The organism is Kosakonia sp. HypNH10 (genome assembly GCF_029850615.1).
In the GTDB taxonomy this organism is placed as follows: domain Bacteria; phylum Pseudomonadota; class Gammaproteobacteria; order Enterobacterales; family Enterobacteriaceae; genus Kosakonia; species Kosakonia cowanii.
Genome location: NZ_JAOTIU010000002.1, coordinates 562324 through 581840, shown reverse-complemented (window position 1 = coordinate 581840; position 19517 = coordinate 562324). Strand labels below are relative to the sequence as shown.

Genomic DNA, 19517 nt, shown 5'->3' with positions numbered 1-19517 from the left:
TGCAAGTATAAAAATTTTTTAATGGGTTCTGATAACTTGCTGTCTTGCGGACGTATGGGTATAGCTAAGTATCAGGAACATAACCTGTGGGAAGACAAAACTCACAAATTCGTTAGTAAAATTCTGCACCACGAAAAGATAAAAAACCACATACAATCCAGGCACAAAATGTTTTTTGAAAGCATTCACCGAAAGCGCAGCACCAATAACGATATAGGCGATCAAACCCACAACGCCAAAATATTTAAAAAGAAACAGGAATCCATTCTCCACATAGTCTATGTCAACCTGATATTGCGGAATATAGAAATGTATCGTTGAAAAATCCCCAAACAATACTGAAACGAATGAATTAAAATTAATTTCCGAAAGAACACCATTCAGCAAAAACATTCTACTCTGTAAAGTCTGTAAGTTTATTTGCGTATAATCAATCAATTGCAGAGAAATAAGAACAAGAGAAACGGTGATTAACGGGGAGAGCAGCTTGATAAATTGCCAGGTCAACTTCCCCTTGAAATTAAAGTTTGCTTTAAACAAGGCCAATATAAACAGGAATATGAAATTTATCCTGTTTATTGTAAACACAAGCATGATCGCAGAAAGGAATTTCCCAACCAACTGAGTACGGTTGCCAATCACTATTCTGGACGATGAAAGGAACAACATCGCAAGACAGATTGAAGCCATTAATTGCGGTGTGGAGAATATTCCTCTTAACGCCAGCATGCCTTCGAAACCTTTAGCATGACCTGCATCAATGAACATAGAATGTTCATTGAACAGGATGCCAAATATTGCCAGTGTAGCAGACAGAAATATCTGCAACTGTAATGCCCGAATAAACACATACCTCAGCACTATACTCGAATAATCCAGGGTCAAAAGAAATATCAATTGCAGAAGGAAATTATAAACAACCATATCAACTTTCTTACCATCTATGAAAATCCTCACGGTGTTGAATAAAACCAGTGACAATGTCATAAACAATAATAAAAGCGCACCTGAATTTAATCTATTAGTAAACAAACTAATAAGTATAAGTATTAATATTGCGGCATAAGAAACCGTCCCTAAATAGGAGGCATTCGCTGCAACAACAAGGATAAATATGTATATATAGGAGCTGGGTTTATTCATTTTTGTTTCATTTTCATTTTAACGATCTTCCATAAGATCAATGCTGAAATTTTAACAAACATGTAAAAAACAGATTTAGCCAAACCAAATTTATTACCTGAGCCAGCCCATTGATAATCGCAATCCAGTTTATCATTAAGCTTTTTTGCTTTAATAAACATGCGGTAAACAAAAGAATCTCCGACAGATGAAAATATCCTTTTTCTCATCTCTACGTTCTTGTTAATGAATCCTTGAATCACTTCGGCGCGCAAACTTTCATTCTTCTGAATCCGGTACAAACCAACAACATCCGGTTTAATTGTAATATCGCCGAATAGCGTTACCCATCTGACCCAAAAATCATAATCAGAAATTGGATACATCGTCTCATCAAACCCACCCATTATGATTGCATTATCTCTGAGCATTACAACGCCGAGGGTGCCCTGGAATACATTACTGAAAAGTAGATCGTCGAGACCAATCGTCCTGGTAGCGTTGGTTTTTGTGCGTCTTGCGAACGCTTTGAACCGCTGTAACAAACCGTTTGAGCGGACCTGGTCCGAACTGTGCCGTTGATCGAGGATCCCTACGTTGAAACCAACCAGTGTTTTCGCTTGTAACTCACCACTACTGACCAACCCATTCATAGCGCGACTAAATGCACTGTTGAGGACATCGTCGTCATGTAAAAGCGTAACGTATTTGCCTCTTGCAAGATTCAAACACTGATTCCAGTTACCGAACATGCCATAGTTCTCGCTATTCTTGTAATAGCGGAAGTCAGCAATATTTTGTCTTTCAATAAGTTCATGAGCATGTGAAAGGTTTTCAGGATCGTTGTCGACAACGATAATTTCTATAGGGAAGGTGAACTCACATTGTGATAGAGTTTTCAGACACTCGTTTAAAAGATCAAATCTTTTATAGGTTGGAATCGCAACAGTTAAAAGAAAATCATTTTGTGTGGTGTTATCAAAAATGCATTGTACAGGTAAAGCAGAAATCATCGAATATAATCCTTATAAACGCACAACGGCCATTTCCAGTTATTGTAAAGTAACTGAATTATGCCCTGTGCGAGTATCAACCCCATAACGCCGTAATCTGTATATTTCATCAAGAAATAGGAGACAAGCACAATCATTACGCCGGATAACAATGCAGGCTTAACAAAAGGCACTTTATTTGCTGTAGTAAGTATAGTCGCACTGATGGTATGTATTAGCTCCAAAAAATAGACGACAGCAAGCAGCAACAAATAATTACTATCGAGAAAACCCACTTTCGCATGAAATATCTCAATGATATACGATTGAACAAAATAAAATACAGCGAAGCCCAATATATATAAGCCCAATGAAAAACTTAATATTTGTAGAATGAGGTGCTTTGCTCGCTCTTTATCCCCAACCAAAACAAGTTGTGAAAGAACCGGAACTTTAACCGTAACAAAGACGTTCCCTACGGCTAGTAGAGCCATATAGACCTGTAGCGAGAATGTGTACTGCCCAGCGACGATTAGTGGCAGTGAAGCCCCAGCAATCAAAACAGTTGAGCGACTAATAAGGAAACTGCCAAGACTCACCGTGCCGAGTTTAACCGCATTATGTGCTATAAAAGATATTGTCGACTCTTGTTGAGGCCTGTTAGCTCTCACCTGGCTGGCGTACTTGTTACGCTGATAAAGAAATTTTATAAATACGCGATTGATAACAATTGAAAAAAGGAACGCCAGGGAAAACGTTAAAATGCTGGGTGAATATATGATCGCCAATAATGTTAAAAATAACCAAGCGATTCTGCCAATAATGTTCGCAATATATGCGTCCTGTATGACGCCATAACCACATAGTAAAGGTGTGTAATAGAGATAATACAGGCTCATTAATAAGCCAACGGAAAATACACCCCACGAGATAAATACTTCCTCCTGAAGATGCGATGGCGTTATGTAATAGAAATAACAGCTACCAAAACCAACGATGATAAGCAGACCTATCAATGTTAATACCCGATAAATTTTCTTGATATCCTGAACTAGTCTCGCTAACAGGTTAAAATCAATCGTATTCTCGAAATAGATATTTTCTACGCCATCTTTTGCAAGCGTTCTGGCGCCACGAATAACGTAACTTACATTTCTAATGATTGTTGGTGATAAACCAAAATCTAAAAGATTTATCAGCACTACCATCGATAAAAAAATTAACCAGATGCTTCCAGAGGAAGCATCGATATATTTCAACCCAATAATAGTAACAATAAATGGTATCAGAATATTAAAACATTGGTTAATTAAACCAATCAGTAGTTGGCCGTGCCGTTTTAGCATAATTATCTGTCACATATATCGCGAGTTATTTGTTTCTTGCAGCTCGATTTAAGCCCTTTGCCAAATCGACCTTTGGTTCCCAGCCGGGTAATCTAATGAGATTGTTGGCTGGCTTCATTACTTCACGGCTGCGATATTCCCGGCCGCCCCAATTGATATTGAGCTTACAGTCATTGGCTTTTTCATATACGCGTGCCAACTCTTTCAGAGAGTAGCTCTTATCAGAGTAAAGACCATATTCCGCATACAGTTGGCCATCCTTTTTAGCTATCATCTCAAGAGCAATAGCGTAGGCTTCGCAAATATCTGAAATATGAATCAAATCGATCTCTTGTTCACCGGGAGACATATCGAGCTGTTCCTGGGTTACCGCCAGTCTATCCAGTAACGCCACCAGTTTACCGCGTGTATCACCAGGCCCGTACGAGTCGAAAATTTTGAGCGTTAAGCAGCTAAAACCTCTCGCTTCAACATAGTATTTAACGATATCGTCAAAGGCTTGCTTCGTCGCTGAATAGAGGTTTACCGGGCTATAAGCTTTGGACTCATAATTTTGCCAGGAGGTGCCGGTATTAATGAAGCGTGTCACGCCAGCTTCCGCCATTGCTTCGAGCAGTTTGGTTGGGAAGGTAATGTTGCTATTGATTAAGTTATCAATATCATCAAAAGAGTGGGCGGCTAAAAACAGTGATGCAATGTGAACAACAACATCGGGTTTCACTGCGCTGAGGATTTCCTTAAGGTTATCACCTTTTAATACATGGTAATTTATGCCGTCATGAGCAGGTTCAACGTCACGCCTTACCAAGCAATGGATCTCATTCGCTTTGCATGCAAAATGCTCCATAACCGCATTGCCAATATAGCCAGTAACACCTGTTAGTAAAATCTTCATATATCTACTCAGAATGGACTATTAAACTCAGAAAAGGCGGCATGCTTGGTATCTCTGTCAGAAATAATCGGCTCACTAACAGGCCAAGAATAGTTGAAGCTGTTCCAACGGATGCCGCAGTCTTTAATAGGATCGTGCACGGTGCTGGTTTTATAAACCATCACGCTTTCATCTTCTAAAGAGAGAAAACCATGCGCAATGCCCTGCGGTAAGAAAAGCGTGCGACCGTTTTCACCACTTAACTCTAAACCCAGTGATTTACCGAATGTCGGCGAGTCATTTCTGATATCAAGAAATACGTCAAGAACTGAGCCATTCAGACAATAAACTAATTTATCATGGGCAGATGGTGGCAGTTGAAAATGCATTCCACGGAGGACATTTTTCTTCGACACGGAATAAAACTCTTCAGCGAAGTGCATATGTATGCCATTCTCTTCAAATATGCGCTGATGATAAGTTTTTACAAAACTGCCGCGAGCATCGGTAAACTTAGCAGCCTCGATAAGAAAACATCCGGAAATTTGTAGTTCTGTAATTTTCATTTGGTTTAACACAATAAGAGAGCATTCGCTCTCTTATTTCCAGTTATTTATTAATTAAAAATTGAGTCCGAAGAACTCTTCAAATTTCGAGATCACATAATCCAGATGCTCTTTAGTCAGGCCCGGATAAATACCAATCCAGAACGTCTGGTTCATAATGCGGTCAGTGTTGGTCAACTCGCCTACAACCCGATATTTCACATTGGCGAAATAGGGTTGGCGCGTCAGGTTACCGGCGAATAACAAGCGGGTACCAATTTTGGCGTCATCAAGGAATTTAACAAGATCAACACGCGTTACGCCGCTACTCTCTTTGAGCGTAATCGGGAAGCCAAACCATGACGGATCGGCTTTTTCGGTTGCCTCAGGCAGTTCCAGGAACTCAGCACATGACGTCAGACCCTGCTTAAGATAGGTAAAATTTTCTTTACGTAGACGAACGAATTCTTCAACACTCTCCAACTGTGCCAGGCCGCATGCAGCCTGCATGTCGGTAATCTTCAGGTTATAGCCCAGGTGAGAGTAGGTATATTTATGATCGTAACCAAACGGCAGTGAACCAAGCTGTTGGCCAAAGCGTTTGCCACAAGTATTGTCACAACCCGGCGCGCAGTAGCAGTCACGGCCCCAATCGCGGAACGACTCGATCAATTTTTTCAGCTCAGCTGATTTGGTAAACACCGCCCCGCCCTCACCCATGGTGATGTGATGCGCCGGGTAGAAACTGACTGTACCGATGTCACCAAAGGTTCCGACCATTTTTCCATCATAGGTGGTACCAAGTGCATCACAGCAGTCTTCAATAAGCCATAAATTATATTTATCAGCAATACGACGCACTTCAGTAAGGTCAAATGCATTACCCAGCGTGTGGGCAATCATAATAGCTTTAGATTTCTCTGATACAGCAGCCTCGATCAGAGAGGGAGCAATGTTGTAGGTTGGGATATCAACATCAACAAAAACAGGAATCAGGCCATTCTGGATTGCCGGATTGACTGTGGTGGGGAAGCCCGCCGCGACGGTAATCACTTCATCACCCGGTTTTAATGCGCGCTCCCCTAACTTAGGAGAAGTCAATGCGGTTAGCGCCAGAAGGTTTGCAGATGAACCTGAAGTGGTGGTCAGGACATGTGGCACACCGATAAAATCACCTAATTTCTTTTCAAAAGCGTCATTAAAACGGCCCGTGGTTAACCATCCATCGAGGGAAGCTTCGACCATCAGTTGAAGTTCTTTAGCACCGATGACCTTTCCTGAAGGTGGCACAACGCTGCTACCAGCAACGAAGGATTTCGGCGCTAACGCTTCATCAGCATATTGTGCGACTAATTGAGAGATTTGCTCACGCAGGGTGTTTGCGCTCATTGCTATTTTCCTGTTAATAAATTATTTCGAAGAGTTATTCATATATTCGTTGATTTCACGTCGAGTGAGCACAAGCATATCTTCACCAGCGTTCCACGCTTTATGCCAACGCACAATGCGGCCCAACGTTTCAACTAAATCCCAGCGAGGTTGCCACTGAAGACGACTACGAGCCTTCGAGCAATCCAGTTTGAGGTAGTGTGCTTCATGGGGATGATCTTCGCCATCCAACTTCCATGCAGCATCGTCTCCCCAAATTTTTACCATCGTTTCGACGATAAATTGCACGGGCATCGCGTCATCCTCGCGCGGGCCAAAGTTCCAACCCTCTGCAAAAGCCGGCCCCTCGCTGTATAACCTCTGCGCGATGATGATATAACCGGACAGTGGCTCAAGCACATGTTGCCAAGGACGAATAGCATGTGGGTTGCGGATGATAACGGTTTGTTGATTTTCAAACGAGCGCAAAATATCGGGAATCAGGCGATCTTTTGCCCAATCCCCGCCGCCAATAACGTTACCGGCACGAACGGAGGCAAGTGCTACGCCATGTTTAGCGTAATCTTTCTCATTGAAGAAAGAGCTCCTGTATGAGGAAGCAACCAATTCCGCGCAGCCTTTGCTGTTGGAATATGGGTCGTAGCCCCCCATCGCCTCATTTTCACGATAGCCCCATACCCACTCGCGGTTTTCATAGCACTTATCGCTGGTGATATTAACAACAGCTTTAACCCCACCAACGCGTTTCACTGCTTCAAGTAGATGAACGGTGCCCATGACGTTCGTGGAATAAGTTTCGATTGGCTCGTCATAAGAAAGTCGCACAAGCGGTTGCGCAGCCATATGAAAAACGATTTCAGGCTTAAATTCGTTAATGGCGCTATAAAGTTTGTCGAAATCGCGGATATCACCGATGGTTGAGTCGATCACAGAGTCGACCGCAGCGCATTGATAAAGCGAAGGCTCGGTTGGCGGATTAAGAGAGAAGCCTTTTAGCACAGCTCCCATAGAATGCAGCCATAACGTTAGCCACGAACCTTTAAATCCAGTATGCCCCGTGATAAAGACACGTTTACCCTGCCAGAATGAAGCATCAATCATGCGGCTACTCCCATGTTTTCCATGGCGCAATGCCCTTTTCCCACAAGCCTTCAAGATGGATCTTATCGCGAAGAGTATCCATCGGCTGCCAGAAGCCTGCATGCTCAAACGCCATCAACTCACCTTGTTCAGCCAATTGCATAAGGGGCTCTTGTTCCCAGGTAGTGGCATCGTTATCAATAAGATCGATTACAGACGGATGAAGAACGAAGAAACCGCCATTGATCATCGCGCCATCACCTTTTGGCTTTTCTTTGAAAGAGCAAACCTGCCTGTTCTGGATATCAAGCGCACCGAAACGGCCCGGAGGGAAAGTCGCAGTCAAAGTCGCCTTCTTACCGTGCTTGCGGTGGAAGTCGATGGTTGCGCTAATATCAAGGTCGGAAACACCATCACCGTAAGTAAAAAGGAATGCCTCATCATCTTTAACATAATCTCGCACACGTTTAAGACGCCCACCAGTCATGGATGCATCGCCAGTGTCTACCAACGTGACATTCCACGGCTCTACTCGCTTCTGATGCACTTCCATGCGGTTTTCCGCCATATGGAATGTAACATCGGACATATGGAGGAAATAGTTTGCAAAATACTCTTTGATAACGTAGCCCTTATAACCACAGCAGATCACGAAATCGCGAACACCGTGAGCGGAGTACATTTTCATGATATGCCACAAAATTGGTTTACCACCAATTTCCACCATCGGCTTTGGCTTTAAGACTGTTTCTTCACTTAAGCGTGTACCTAAGCCACCAGCTAAAATCACGGCCTTCATTTCTTTTTCCTCTATTTTATTTTGATACGGTAAACGCGTCCGAATAAAAGTGTTTGTTTGATAATCCCCGCGCAGTGAGATCTCTTTTGCAAGCTTCAATCATTACAGGAGAGCCACAGGCATAAACGTCGAAATTTTCGAGGTTTTCAAAATCGCTGACTACAGCGTCATGAACAAACCCCTTACGCCCCTGCCAGCTATTGTCGTCACCGGAAACAACAGGGACAAATTCAATATTTGGATAGTGCACAGCCCACTCCTGAGGCAGCGACGAATAAAAGTGTTCGCTGAGTTGCATACCCCAGTAAATGAAAATTTTTCTCTCTGAGCCTTGCTTGAGTAATGACTCCACCATCGCTTTAACGGGGGCAAAGCCGGTACCGCCAGCGATGAAGATAACAGGACGATCGTTGCTACGTATGAAAAACGTACCGCACGGACCTTCGATACGCATCAGTGTATTCACGGCAATATCATTAAAGACAAGCTCGCTCATTTGGCCGTTGGGTACATGACGAATATGAAGCTCAATGCCTTCGTTCGCAGCAGCATTTGCAATGGAGTAACTGCGGGTTATGCCTTTATATTGCAGGTTTATATACTGTCCGGCTAAGTAGTTTATTTGCGCAGTCGGTGGGAAACGAAGAACAAGTTTCATCACATCAACCGACACTTTTTCCAGGCTTGCGACTTTGCAGGGTGTAATTTTTTTTATCTGGCCATCCAGCTCCGGATAGTAGGTCGCCTGAAGAGAGACGCTGCCGCAAGGAGTGCAGCGGCAGGTCAAAATTTTGCTTCCGGCTGTGAAAACTTTCTTACTGTCATCGATTACTTCGCCAGTAAGCAATTCAGCCTCGCAAACTCCGCAATCACCACTTTTGCAGCTATGCTCTAGGTGAATACCAGCGTCGAGTGCAGAATCAAGAAGAGTTTTATCCTCTTCCCCAGAAAAGGATAAATCAGCTGGGAAAATTTTAATTAAATGCGTCACAGGCTATTACTCAAATAAAGTCGCTAAAGTAAAAGAGGATGCCGCTGCATCTTTTGCGGACAAGTCCGGCACGCCACTAAGAGGCCAGTCAATATTTAGTTGGGCGTCGTTCCAGATAATGCTACTTTCTGCTTGCGGACAATAGTAATTTGTCGTTTTATAGACAAATTCTGCACTTTCGCTTAATACTAGAAACCCATGTGCGAAGCCCTCCGGGATCCACAGCTGCCTTTTATTTTCAGCAGAAAGATGAACGCCAACCCATTTTCCAAGTGTTGGAGAGCTCTTTCGCAAATCAACGGCCACATCAAATACCTCGCCCGCGATGACGCGAACTAGTTTCCCCTGCGCATGAGGGGCCATCTGATAATGTAAACCGCGCAATACTCCGTTCTTGGATTTTGAGTGGTTATCCTGAACAAACTCAACTTTGTGCCCTACAGCTTCTTCAAAAAGTCGCTGGCTAAAACTCTCATAGAAAAATCCGCGATCGTCGCCAAAAACTTTGGGCTCAAAAATGAGCACGCCGGGGAGCGCAGTTTCAACACTCTTCATTTTTAGTAACCTTTAATCATTCTTAAAAGGTATTGACCATACTCATTCTTTTTCAACGGCTCGGCGAGCTTCTCAATTTGCGCAGCATCGATGAAATGTTGACGATAGGCAATCTCTTCCGGACAGGAGACTTTCAACCCCTGACGCTGTTCAATCGTTTGAATGAAATTACTGGCCTCGATCAAGCTCTGATGCGTCCCGGTGTCAAGCCACGCATAACCACGCCCCATCATCGCAACCGATAAACGGCCCTGCTCCATATAGATTCGATTGATGTCCGTGATCTCAAGCTCGCCACGTGCGGATGGCTTGAGGCTTTTAGCCAAGGCAATTACATCGTTGTCGTAGAAATAAAGCCCCGTAACAGCATATTGACTTTTCGGTTGCAGCGGTTTTTCCTCAAGGCTGATAGCGCTACCTGCGGAATCGAACTCCACGACACCATAACGTTCAGGATCGGTGACATGGTAAGCAAATACCGTCGCGCCGTTTTCCTGCTTAACCGCTCTTTCCATCAGCTTAGGCAAATCGTGGCCATAGAAAATATTATCGCCAAGGATCAACGCACAATCGTCATCCCCGATAAACTCCTCTCCAATAATGAAGGCCTGCGCAAGTCCATCCGGGCTTGGCTGTACTTTATAGTGCAGATTAAGCCCCCACTGGCTGCCGTCACCAAGGAGTTGTTCAAAACGCGGCGTATCTTGCGGCGTACTGATGATCAAAATATCGCGAATACCTGCCAGCATCAGTGTCGATAACGGATAGTAGATCATCGGCTTATCGAATATAGGCAGCAACTGCTTACTCACGGCCATGGTTACCGGATAGAGACGCGTACCAGAGCCGCCAGCAAGGATTATTCCTTTACGTGTTTTCATTGCATTTTCTCACGCTAAAAACGCCTCCCCAGAGGCATTTCAAATTAGTTAAACCGGGCCCGCCGCAAACAACTCTGCCAGCATGCGTTTTACGCCTGTCTCCCAGTGTGGAAGCACCAATTCAAATTCACGGGTAAATTTTTCAGTGTTAAGTCGTGAATTATAAGGACGTTTTGCCGGAGTCGGATACGCTTCTGTCCCGATTGCATTTACATTTTTCACCGCAAGCGAAATGCCAGCAGCGCGCGCCTCGGCAAACACCAGTTGGGCAAACGCATGCCAGCTGGTCGTGCCGGAGGCAACAAGATGGTAGAGCCCAGCGACGTCTGGTTTAACCAACGCAGTACGAATTGCATGGGCCGTACAGTCTGCCAGCAGCTCTGCCCCGGTCGGCGCGCCAAACTGGTCGCCAATAATGGAGAGCGTTTCGCGCTCTTTCGCCAGTTTGAGCATCGTTTTGGCGAAGTTATTCCCCTTCGCAGCAAAGACCCAACTGGTACGGAAAATCAGATGCTTCGGGCAGTATTGCTGAACAGCTTTCTCACCAGCCAGCTTGGTTTCGCCATAGACATTGAGCGGCGAAGGCTCATCGGTTTCGCGCCACGGCGTTTCGCCGCTACCCGGAAAAACATAGTCTGTTGAATAATGTACCAGCCAGGCATCGATCGCAGCCGCTTCGCGCGCAATCGCTTCAACGCTGGTCGCATTCAGCAGCTCGGCAAAATCACGCTCCGATTCCGCTTTATCAACCGCAGTGTGCGCAGCTGCATTGACAATGACGTCGGGGCGAACGCGGCGAACCGTTTCTGCCACGCCTTCTGGGTTACTGAAATCGCCACAGTAGTCAGTGGAGTTGAAATCAACGGCAACAACACTCCCCAACGGCGCTAATGCGCGCTGAAGCTCCCAGCCAACTTGTCCGTTTTTGCCAAACAGCAGAATATTCATTGGCTGCGTTCCCCGTAGTTTTGATCGATCCAGGACTGATAGGCGCCGCTCTTGACGTTTTCAACCCACGCGGTATTGGCTAAATACCACTCAACCGTTTTGCGGATGCCGCTTTCAAAGGTTTCTTGCGGCTTCCAGCCGAGTTCGCGGCTGATTTTGTCTGCGTCAATCGCGTAGCGGCGATCGTGGCCCGGACGGTCAGTCACATAGGTAATCTGGTCGCGATAGGAGCTGGCTTTCGGCACGATTTCATCAAGCAGATCGCAGATGGTGTGTACCACATCGAGGTTCTGTTTTTCGTTATGGCCACCGATGTTGTAGGTTTCACCTGCCACGCCCTCGGTCACCACCGTATAGAGCGCACGGGCGTGATCCTCTACATAGAGCCAGTCACGGATCTGATCGCCTTTGCCATAGATCGGCAGCGGTTTACCCTCAAGCGCGTTGAGGATCACCAGCGGAATCAGTTTCTCAGGGAAGTGGAACGGACCGTAGTTGTTGGAACAGTTCGTCACCAGAGTGGGGAAGCCATAGGTTCTGCGCCATGCACGCACCAGATGGTCACTTGAGGCTTTGGAAGCAGAGTAAGGGCTGCTCGGCGCATAGGCGGTTGTTTCTCTGAAAAGCGGCAGCGCTTCGCCAGCGGCAACTTCATCCGGATGCGGCAGGTCGCCATACACTTCATCAGTAGAGATGTGATGGAAGCGAAAAGCAGCTTTGCGCGTCTCATCCAGTTGCGCCCAATATTGACGAGCGGCTTCAAGCAGGACGTAAGTCCCCATGATATTGGTTTCGATAAAGGCTGCCGGGCCGGTAATGGAACGGTCAACATGGCTCTCTGCCGCAAGATGCATCACCGCATCAGGCTGATGCTCAGCAAAGATACGCGCCATCGCCGCACCATCACAGATATCTGCATGCTCAAACGCATAACGCGCGCTCTTATCCACTTCTGCTAATGATTGCAGATTTCCGGCATAGGTTAATTTATCAACATTAACCACATGATCCTGAGTGTTATTAACAATATGACGCACAACTGCAGAGCCAATAAAGCCTGCACCACCGGTGACCAGTATTTTCACGAGAATTATCCGTACTTGCTTTGCAATGTTTAGAACGCGATCGGCGGGTAATGGAAGAAGCGTGAGCAAATAAAAGGCACGCTACCGCCCCAGGCTTTCAGCTACCCGAACGCTGTGTGGGACAGTCAACATTAATTATTGCCAGGGCCCTACACACGCGTCATTCCCGCTGCGCTGGGCACAAAATGCTAAGCGGCTATTCTCCGCTGAAACAGCCATAGAAACAAGGGAAAATCTATAGACTAAAAGCTTAAAAAATCCACATAACTACCTTTTTTAATTGTTTATTTTCAGATAAAAACAAAAAAGGCAGTAAGAATAACCTGAGAGTAAACTCTCTCAACGTTACCCTTTACTGCCCTGGCAATCAGGCGTAAAGCACCGGATTAATTTATTTGATTATTGTGCCAGCAACTTCTGAATGCTATCGCGGAATTTCTGACCTTCTTTCAGGTTACGCAGGCCATAGTTTACGAATGCTTTCATGTAGCCCATCTTCTTCCCGCAGTCGTAGCTGTCGCCAGTCATCAGCATGGCATCGACGGACTGTTTTTCCGCCAGACGCGCAATAGCATCAGTCAGCTGAATACGTCCCCAGGCACCCGGCTCGGTGTTTTCCAGCTCTGCCCAGATATCTGCAGAAAGAACATAGCGCCCTACCGCCATCAGATCGGAATCCAGCGTCTGCGGCTGATCCGGCTTCTCGATAAACTGCACGATGCGGCTCACTTTGCCTTCGCTGTCCAGCGGCTCTTTGGTCTGAATAACAGAGTACTCGGAGAGATCGCCCTTCATGCGTTTTGCCAGCACCTGGCTGCGGCCGGTTTCGCCAAAGCGTGCGACCATCGCGGCGAGGTTATAACGCAGCGGATCTGCAGTTGCCGTGTCCAGCACGATATCTGGCAGGACGACGATAAACGGATTGTCACCGACAATCGGGCGCGCGCAGAGAATGGAGTGGCCCAGGCCCAGCGGCTGCGCCTGACGCACGTTCATAATCGTTACGCCCGGCGGGCAGATGGACTGCACTTCCGCCAGCAGCTGGCGCTTAACACGCTGCTCAAGCAGGGCTTCAAGCTCATAGGAGGTGTCGAAGTGGTTTTCTACCGCGTTTTTTGACGAGTGAGTAACCAGAACAATCTCTTTGATCCCCGCCGCGACAATCTCGTCGACAATGTATTGAATCATCGGCTTGTCGACAATCGGCAGCATCTCTTTTGGAATCGCTTTTGTGGCGGGAAGCATATGCATCCCAAGTCCGGCTACCGGAATAACTGCCTTCAAATTAACCATTATTTCTTCCACCTATAATTTATTGATGAATTATAAACCCTTGACCTGTTTTCGCCAGTACGTTCATGGCAAACAGGTATGAAAATGGCGACGAGTGATGCTCCCTCATGACATCTGATGTAATCCTAACGCCCCGGTTTAATCTCCAGGATTCCTCGCAAAAGCCTCAAAAGAGGCTTATGACCGTTTAGCGGGTAAGCGGAAGTTTAAATTTTCGACATTTACGGTGTGCTGATCGACGCGATCGATGTCAACGGAGCTTTGACCGTTCTCATTCACTGCATGAATATTCGCCATCGACAGCAGCGTCTCATTTTTCGCCATAAAACGGCCGCGCACATCTTTGCGCAGATCGAAGTTGAGCTTCAGCGCCGGGCCTACCGACGCATCCTGCGTAATATGGATATTGCGCAGGAAGAGGTGCTGCGGCTTATTGTGCAGCTCAAGCGTGGCCTGCTGCATCTTGATGTTGGTGATAGCGACAAACGAGGTCGCGTTACCGGAGGAGACCTGGATACCACGCAGCTTATATTTACTGCTGCTGTTATCCTGCTGAATATCATTAAGTTTGAAATTCTGCGGAATGGATAAATAATCGCCTTTAATCACCCCGTAGCCAATCAGCATACCGGCACTATTTTCCATCGTGACATTATCGATAACGAAATTATCACAGCCATAAATAGCCACCGTGGCGTTATCAATCCCCGCTTTTTTACTGAAGTCCGGCGTAATGTTTTTCGCTTTGATATTACGAATAACAAAATGTTTACCGTTTTCCACATGCACCAGCTGGCGACAATTACTGCCGGTGATATTTGCCACGACAAAGTTTTTCACCGACTGATCTTCCGGGTAGTTATTGTCATAGGTGCTGCCCGCTAACCCGATGCCAATCCCCCAGTTAATTTTGCCGTTGGTGCAGTTGATATTGTCGATCACATGATCCGAGATAAGGATATTGCGATCGTTGATTGCCACGTTCCACTCAATGGCGTCGCCCTGCAGATCGCTAAAGCGGCTATGGGTAATGCGCGCGCCATCGAGCTGGTTATGGAAGCCCTGGCGTAAAATGCCGTAGTTAGCTTTGCTGATGTTGATGTTATCAATCACCAGATTGCGCATCACGCGCTTCTCTTTACCGCCGATGTAGATCTGCATTACCGGGCCATAACCGCTCATGCTGACACCTTTAATGGTGCAGTCTGAGCCGCGTACATCAAGCATCACGTTATAGAGGCTGCCGCCCTGCTCGCCGATTACGCGGCTGCCGTCCTGCAGCACAAGACGCCCGCGTCCGCTGCCTTTTAACGCCCCGCGCACCAGCAGCGTTTTACCGGCGGGAATGAAAATGCCGGTATTGATGTTTTCGCACACTAGCCCGGCGGGAACCTCCACCGTCTGCGCGTCGGCAAAGGCCTGATTGAGCGCAGCCGGCCAGTCATTGTGGTTGTAATCGCTTAGCTTTACCGTGTCGCTGCGTCCAAGGGCGCGCGCGGCAGGCATATGCAGCAGGGGAAGCGCCGCCAGCGCGGAGCTGGCGGTCAGGAAGGAGCGGCGCGTCAGCGCGGTTGAGCGTCGTTTCGCAGTCATAAAGCCTCTCATCAAAGCGTTTGCAGCAGACTGGCCAGTTGCTGGTTGATAATCGTTTGATTAAAGTCCGTTTCAACTTTCTCCCGGGCGCGGGTCACCACCGGCGTAAGCTCCTCGCTCGCCATCTGACCAAAGGAGGCCAGACGTTCAGCCAGCGCTTCGGCGTCGTTTTCCGGCACCAGCCAGCCGGATCGTCCGGCGTCGATCAGTTCAGGAATACCGCTGTGAACGGTCGAGACCACGGGGATGCCAACGGCCATCGCTTCCATCAGCGCGACCGGAATACCTTCCATATCGCCATCGGTGCCGGTAATGGAGGGGAGTAAAAAGACATCCGCTTCATCAAGCAGCGCTTTCACTTCGTGACTCGGCTTAAAGCCGGGCATCTCAATCACATCCTCAAGCTGGAACTGCTCGATCAGGGTGCGCAAACGGCGCTCCCAGGGGCCGATACCCAGAATGCGGTATTTGAACGCCACGCCGCGTGCTTTCAATAAGCGGCAGGCTTCAATGGCGACGTGCAGCCCCTTTTTCTCCGTCAAACGCGCGACAGAGATGATTTGCAGCGGACGGCCCGGTGGTTTCACTTCGCGCAGGCTGAAGCGCGTCATATCGACGCCCATGCGCGAGACGGCAATCTTATTCTGCGGGCAGCCCATGGTGAGCAGTCGCCCGGCCCACAGATCGCTTATCGGCAGCATCAGATCGCCACGCTGAAAGAGTTGCTGATACTCCGGGGTGTAGTGTGTAAGCACATCGCGGTGCGAGATATCGATTCCGTGGAAAACGGTGGCGATCTTGCCTTTCAGCACGCCAAGTTCGCGCAGTTTTGCCGCAGTGACGCCCGCCGGGCCAAAGTGGGCGATAAAGACATCGGCGGTAAAAGTTTGCGGCGCGAGGCCGCAAATCGCTGGCAGGATCAGGTTGCGTGCCTCATCACCGTAACGGGAGAGGTTGAGCGCTTTCCAGGTCGACGACTTAAACATGCCGCGGGCGATTGCCTGCCCGCGATAGCCCAGCTTCGCCAGTTTCCCTTCCGGCTCCGCCAGCAGCCAGTGCGTCTTCTCCGCCAGCTTATATTCAGTGTAAGCGGCGTGAGTATTGTTCATATCGCCCTTGTGCAGGGCGACAATCTCAACCTCAAATCCCATATTGATAAAGGCGACAATCTGGTTGAGGACAAACGTTTCGGACGAGAGAGGAAATTTCAGCAAAAAGAAGCCGACTTTCATTTCACCCCCTGCACGCGCTCGAGCACCGATTGCACCATCTTGATGCCCTGCTCGCGCTCGGCCGCCACCGCCGTTGCCAGCCGTGCGTTGATCGCCGGCAGCTGGCCCAGCGTATCTGCCGCCATTGACGCCAGCGAACCGTCGAGCAGATGGCGAATATCCACCGCCATCTCCGGCATGCCGAGCTGCTGCATGATCCCGGCTGACTTGTGTTCGTAGTTAATGGCAATCGCCGGCGTGCCGAAGTTCATGGAGATGATTGCCGAGTGCAGGCGCGTGCCGATGGTTAAATCGCATCCCGCAAGAATTTTGCCCATCTCCAGATCGTTCAGCTCATCCATCACCACGTGGTAGCGGGAAGGATCCTGAATATGCTGACGCAGGTTGAGCGCCACCATGCGGTCATCTTTGTTATAGCTGTCGATACCGGTGCAGGTAGAGAGCGCAATCACCTGATAACCCGCGTCAATCACGCGGTTGACGACATCAGCAAAGGCCTTTTCATACGCCTGCTGGGTGGTGCCCAGACGTTTATCAAACGGTGCCAGTTCACGCAGGGTAATGGCAACGGTCTTCTCTTTTGCCGCCAGGTCCAGCCAGTGCTGAACGGCATAGCTGGCGGTGAAATCCTCCTGATGGTGATCCACCAGCCAGGCGGTATCGACGCCCTGCTCCACTTTATCGGTGGTGATGCCGCTCTGCTTCATCAGATTGAGGCTGACATGCTCGCGCAGGATCAGCGCGTCACAATGGCCGAAGACGTAGTTCGCCAGCTTGTTGAAGTCCTCGTTCTGGAACGGCCCGACGCTGTGACCAATCATAAACAGCGGTTTTTTCGCCATAAAGGTGCAGAGCGCATGTTCAAACTGCGGCACACCGTAGAGATCGACAAAGAAGGAGCCGCCGACCTGGATAATCGCATCATAATCCGCCAGACGGCGCACAAAATCGGTAAACCCCTGAGCGATGGCGATATTGCGCAGCTTGCCGGTATCGGTCACGCGGGAGAGCAGCACCTGGTGCTGGTAGCGACGGCGCAGAACTTTCTTCACGCGCCCCATCAGGCCAGCGGCATTGTTGTGCGCTTTCATCTGGCTGTAGAGCGGGTCGCCCATCACCGGGCGATTGAGTAACCAGGAGGAGCTGACCGGATAGCGGCTCATCACATCCACTTCCGCCTCAGGATTCAGGCGGGCAATAGCGTCCAACAATCCACGTAAAATTGCGCTGTCACCACGGTTGCCGCATGTGTGATTGCCAAGGATCAATAATTTCATAACGACCTCATAAAGGGGTTCAATAAGGTTTCTTATCCTGCGCGAAGCAGTGTTTTCAATTTCTCGTTGCGGCAAAACTGACGCTTCATCTCCACCACCAGCGCGTTACGCGACAAAATCAGCATAATGGCGAAGGCGATGGCACCCGCAGCAACCTGAATCGCCAGCATGGCGGCAAGCGGCAGATGGCCGTTCAGCGCCAGGCCGAGGCCATAACTGACCACCAGCGTCGGCAGCGACAGGTAGAACGGCAGCCACAGGCTGAGGATGTACTGGCGGTAGCTCGAACCGAGCACCGGTTTGATCATCACGAAGTAGCTCAGAATGGTGTTGATAATCTGCACCAGCAGGAAGCCAAGCGTAACGCCCAGCGCACCGGCCATATGGCCGCCAATAATGATCGCCGGAATAAAGAGAAACGTTTTAAAGACGTTGAATTTAAAGCTGATATCGACACGTGCTTTCGCCATCAGCAGCGAACCGATCGGGTTACCGACCGCGCGCAGCAGGCCAACGATGCACAGCAGTTGCAGGATCGGAATGATGCTGTTCCACTTCTCGCCAAATACCAGCGGCACAAAGTTATTCGACACCACCATCAGCCCAAGCAGGATCGGGAAGTTGATGATCCCCACCACCGACAGCAGCTTGTAGAAGTTCAGGCGCAGCTTCTCGGTGTCATCCTGGATCTTGGCGAAGGCCGGGAAGAGCACGCGGGTAATGATCGGGTTCAGCTTCATCGGCGGCACTACCGCCACGTTGTAGGCGAGGTTGTAACCCCCGGCGACGCTCGCACCGAGGATACGCGCCAGCACCAGCGTGGAGAGGTTGGTGTTCACGTAGTTGATGATGCTGTCTGCGGTCAGCCATGCGCCAAAACGCAGGTTGGAGCTGACGGAGGCAAGTGAGAAGTGCAGACCGGGGCGGTAGATCTTGCGGCCAAAGTAGCCGAACAGCAGCGTACGCACGGCGCTGTTGACCAGATAACCGAGGATCGCAGTCATCGCCAGCGGCCAGAAGAAGGCGCTGATCACCGTAAAGCTGAAGCCCGCCATTACCGACAGGGTTTCAATCGCGCCAATCTTGTTGAACTCCAGCTCTTTTTGCATCAGCGCGCGGAACTGCTGCCCGTGCGGGATCACCACAAACGCCACCGACAGGGTTTTGATCAGCGGTGCCAGATCCGGGTTGTTCAGCACGTCAGCAATCATGTTGCTTAACGAGAAGACCGCGATGCAGACCACGATCCCCAGCCCGACGTTGAGCCAGTAAAGCGTGGTCAGCTCGAGGTGGCTGATCTCTTTGCGCTGAATAATCGAGTTGGCGATACCAAAATCCGACAACGTATCCGCCAGCGCGATAATCACCAGCGAGACGGTCAGCAGACCGAACTGGTGGTTATCGATAATGCGCGCCAGCACCGTCATCTGCACCAGCCCCAGACCGATAATGGTCAGAGTGGCCATGGCTGACCACTTTGCTCCGCTGATGGTTTTTTCTCTCAGGCTCATGACC

At 48.5% G+C, this 19517-nt stretch carries 18 protein-coding genes; all 18 read right to left on the bottom strand.

Annotation, left to right across the window (positions count from 1 at the left end; all coding sequences use genetic code 11):
* Positions 1 to 18: 18 nt before the first annotated feature.
* Entirely contained in the window at positions 19 to 1143 is a 1125-nt protein-coding gene (locus N7V53_RS08880; RefSeq protein WP_279793095.1) for a hypothetical protein, read from the bottom strand.
* Positions 1140 to 2135 carry a glycosyltransferase family 2 protein gene (locus tag N7V53_RS08875; protein ID WP_279793094.1) on the bottom strand — a complete coding sequence of 332 codons (996 nt, stop codon included), beginning with the start codon at positions 2133 to 2135 and terminating at the stop codon, positions 1140 to 1142. Before N7V53_RS08875 ends, N7V53_RS08880 begins: the two co-directional genes overlap by 4 nt.
* On the bottom strand, positions 2132 to 3460 hold the full coding sequence (wzx, locus tag N7V53_RS08870; protein WP_279793093.1) for an O-unit flippase-like protein: 1329 nt from the start codon (positions 3458 to 3460) through the stop codon (positions 2132 to 2134). Before wzx ends, N7V53_RS08875 begins: the two co-directional genes overlap by 4 nt.
* 25 nt (positions 3461 to 3485) lie before the next feature.
* The gene (locus N7V53_RS08865; protein ID WP_279793092.1) at positions 3486 to 4355 is read right to left on the bottom strand and encodes an NAD-dependent epimerase/dehydratase family protein; all 870 of its coding nucleotides are present in this window, start codon (positions 4353 to 4355) and stop codon (positions 3486 to 3488) included.
* Positions 4356 to 4363: 8 nt separating this feature from the next.
* Positions 4364 to 4900, bottom strand: coding sequence for a dTDP-4-dehydrorhamnose 3,5-epimerase (gene rfbC / locus N7V53_RS08860; protein WP_279793091.1), 537 nt, complete (start codon positions 4898 to 4900; stop codon positions 4364 to 4366).
* Between the two features lie 54 nt (positions 4901 to 4954).
* Complete coding sequence (gene rfbH / locus N7V53_RS08855; RefSeq protein ID WP_279793090.1) at positions 4955 to 6268, bottom strand: lipopolysaccharide biosynthesis protein RfbH; 1314 nt, start codon at positions 6266 to 6268, stop codon at positions 4955 to 4957.
* 21 nt (positions 6269 to 6289) lie between these two features.
* A complete protein-coding gene (gene rfbG, locus N7V53_RS08850; RefSeq protein WP_279793089.1) occupies positions 6290 to 7369 on the bottom strand; it encodes a CDP-glucose 4,6-dehydratase in 1080 nt (359 codons plus the stop codon).
* Between the two features lie 4 nt (positions 7370 to 7373).
* Complete coding sequence (gene rfbF / locus N7V53_RS08845; RefSeq protein ID WP_279793088.1) at positions 7374 to 8147, bottom strand: glucose-1-phosphate cytidylyltransferase; 774 nt, start codon at positions 8145 to 8147, stop codon at positions 7374 to 7376.
* A 16-nt stretch (positions 8148 to 8163) separates the two neighbouring features.
* Complete coding sequence (locus tag N7V53_RS08840) at positions 8164 to 9138, bottom strand: CDP-6-deoxy-delta-3,4-glucoseen reductase (protein ID WP_279793087.1); 975 nt, start codon at positions 9136 to 9138, stop codon at positions 8164 to 8166.
* A gap of 6 nt (positions 9139 to 9144) precedes the next feature.
* Positions 9145 to 9693: a dTDP-4-dehydrorhamnose 3,5-epimerase gene (rfbC, locus tag N7V53_RS08835; RefSeq protein ID WP_279793086.1), complete on the bottom strand. Its 549-nt coding sequence runs from the start codon at positions 9691 to 9693 to the stop codon at positions 9145 to 9147.
* Positions 9694 to 9695: 2 nt separating this feature from the next.
* The gene (gene rfbA / locus N7V53_RS08830) at positions 9696 to 10574 is read right to left on the bottom strand and encodes a glucose-1-phosphate thymidylyltransferase RfbA (RefSeq protein WP_279793085.1); all 879 of its coding nucleotides are present in this window, start codon (positions 10572 to 10574) and stop codon (positions 9696 to 9698) included.
* 48 nt (positions 10575 to 10622) lie between these two features.
* Positions 10623 to 11522, bottom strand: coding sequence for a dTDP-4-dehydrorhamnose reductase (gene rfbD / locus N7V53_RS08825; RefSeq protein ID WP_279793084.1), 900 nt, complete (start codon positions 11520 to 11522; stop codon positions 10623 to 10625).
* The gene (rfbB, locus tag N7V53_RS08820) at positions 11519 to 12607 is read right to left on the bottom strand and encodes a dTDP-glucose 4,6-dehydratase (RefSeq protein WP_279793083.1); all 1089 of its coding nucleotides are present in this window, start codon (positions 12605 to 12607) and stop codon (positions 11519 to 11521) included. Before rfbB ends, rfbD begins: the two co-directional genes overlap by 4 nt.
* Positions 12608 to 13006: 399 nt before the next feature.
* On the bottom strand, positions 13007 to 13900 hold the full coding sequence (galF, locus tag N7V53_RS08815; protein ID WP_023479160.1) for a GalU regulator GalF: 894 nt from the start codon (positions 13898 to 13900) through the stop codon (positions 13007 to 13009).
* Between the two features lie 177 nt (positions 13901 to 14077).
* Positions 14078 to 15493, bottom strand: a complete 1416-nt coding sequence (wcaM, locus tag N7V53_RS08810; protein WP_279793081.1) for a colanic acid biosynthesis protein WcaM — start codon at positions 15491 to 15493, stop codon at positions 14078 to 14080.
* An 11-nt stretch (positions 15494 to 15504) separates the two neighbouring features.
* Positions 15505 to 16725 (bottom strand): colanic acid biosynthesis glycosyltransferase WcaL, encoded by a 1221-nt coding sequence (gene wcaL, locus N7V53_RS08805; RefSeq protein ID WP_279793080.1) that lies wholly within the window; start codon positions 16723 to 16725, stop codon positions 15505 to 15507.
* Entirely contained in the window at positions 16722 to 18002 is a 1281-nt protein-coding gene (wcaK, locus tag N7V53_RS08800) for a colanic acid biosynthesis pyruvyl transferase WcaK (protein WP_054803224.1), read from the bottom strand. The genes wcaL and wcaK overlap by 4 nt, the downstream gene beginning before the upstream one ends.
* A 32-nt stretch (positions 18003 to 18034) precedes the next feature.
* Entirely contained in the window at positions 18035 to 19513 is a 1479-nt protein-coding gene (gene wzxC, locus N7V53_RS08795; RefSeq protein WP_124967870.1) for a colanic acid undecaprenyl disphosphate flippase WzxC, read from the bottom strand.
* Between the last annotated feature and the right edge of the window lie 4 nt (positions 19514 to 19517).

Excerpts from the sequence above, each read along its gene's own strand:
- N7V53_RS08880 (WP_279793095.1), bottom strand. The coding sequence starts at position 1,143 with ATGAATAAACCCAGCTCCTATATATACATATTTATCCTTGTTGTTGCA.
- N7V53_RS08875 (WP_279793094.1), bottom strand. The coding sequence starts at position 2,135 with ATGATTTCTGCTTTACCTGTACAATGCATTTTTGATAACACCACACAA.
- wzx (WP_279793093.1), bottom strand. The coding sequence starts at position 3,460 with ATGCTAAAACGGCACGGCCAACTACTGATTGGTTTAATTAACCAATGT.
- N7V53_RS08865 (WP_279793092.1), bottom strand. The coding sequence starts at position 4,355 with ATGAAGATTTTACTAACAGGTGTTACTGGCTATATTGGCAATGCGGTT.
- rfbC (WP_279793091.1), bottom strand. The coding sequence starts at position 4,900 with ATGAAAATTACAGAACTACAAATTTCCGGATGTTTTCTTATCGAGGCT.
- rfbH (WP_279793090.1), bottom strand. The coding sequence starts at position 6,268 with ATGAGCGCAAACACCCTGCGTGAGCAAATCTCTCAATTAGTCGCACAA.
- rfbG (WP_279793089.1), bottom strand. The coding sequence starts at position 7,369 with ATGATTGATGCTTCATTCTGGCAGGGTAAACGTGTCTTTATCACGGGG.
- rfbF (WP_279793088.1), bottom strand. The coding sequence starts at position 8,147 with ATGAAGGCCGTGATTTTAGCTGGTGGCTTAGGTACACGCTTAAGTGAA.
- rfbC (WP_279793086.1), bottom strand. The coding sequence starts at position 9,693 with ATGAAGAGTGTTGAAACTGCGCTCCCCGGCGTGCTCATTTTTGAGCCC.
- rfbA (WP_279793085.1), bottom strand. The coding sequence starts at position 10,574 with ATGAAAACACGTAAAGGAATAATCCTTGCTGGCGGCTCTGGTACGCGT.
- rfbD (WP_279793084.1), bottom strand. The coding sequence starts at position 11,522 with ATGAATATTCTGCTGTTTGGCAAAAACGGACAAGTTGGCTGGGAGCTT.
- galF (WP_023479160.1), bottom strand. The coding sequence starts at position 13,900 with ATGGTTAATTTGAAGGCAGTTATTCCGGTAGCCGGACTTGGGATGCAT.
- wcaM (WP_279793081.1), bottom strand. The coding sequence starts at position 15,493 with ATGACTGCGAAACGACGCTCAACCGCGCTGACGCGCCGCTCCTTCCTG.
- wcaL (WP_279793080.1), bottom strand. The coding sequence starts at position 16,725 with ATGAAAGTCGGCTTCTTTTTGCTGAAATTTCCTCTCTCGTCCGAAACG.
- wcaK (WP_054803224.1), bottom strand. The coding sequence starts at position 18,002 with ATGAAATTATTGATCCTTGGCAATCACACATGCGGCAACCGTGGTGAC.
- wzxC (WP_124967870.1), bottom strand. The coding sequence starts at position 19,513 with ATGAGCCTGAGAGAAAAAACCATCAGCGGAGCAAAGTGGTCAGCCATG.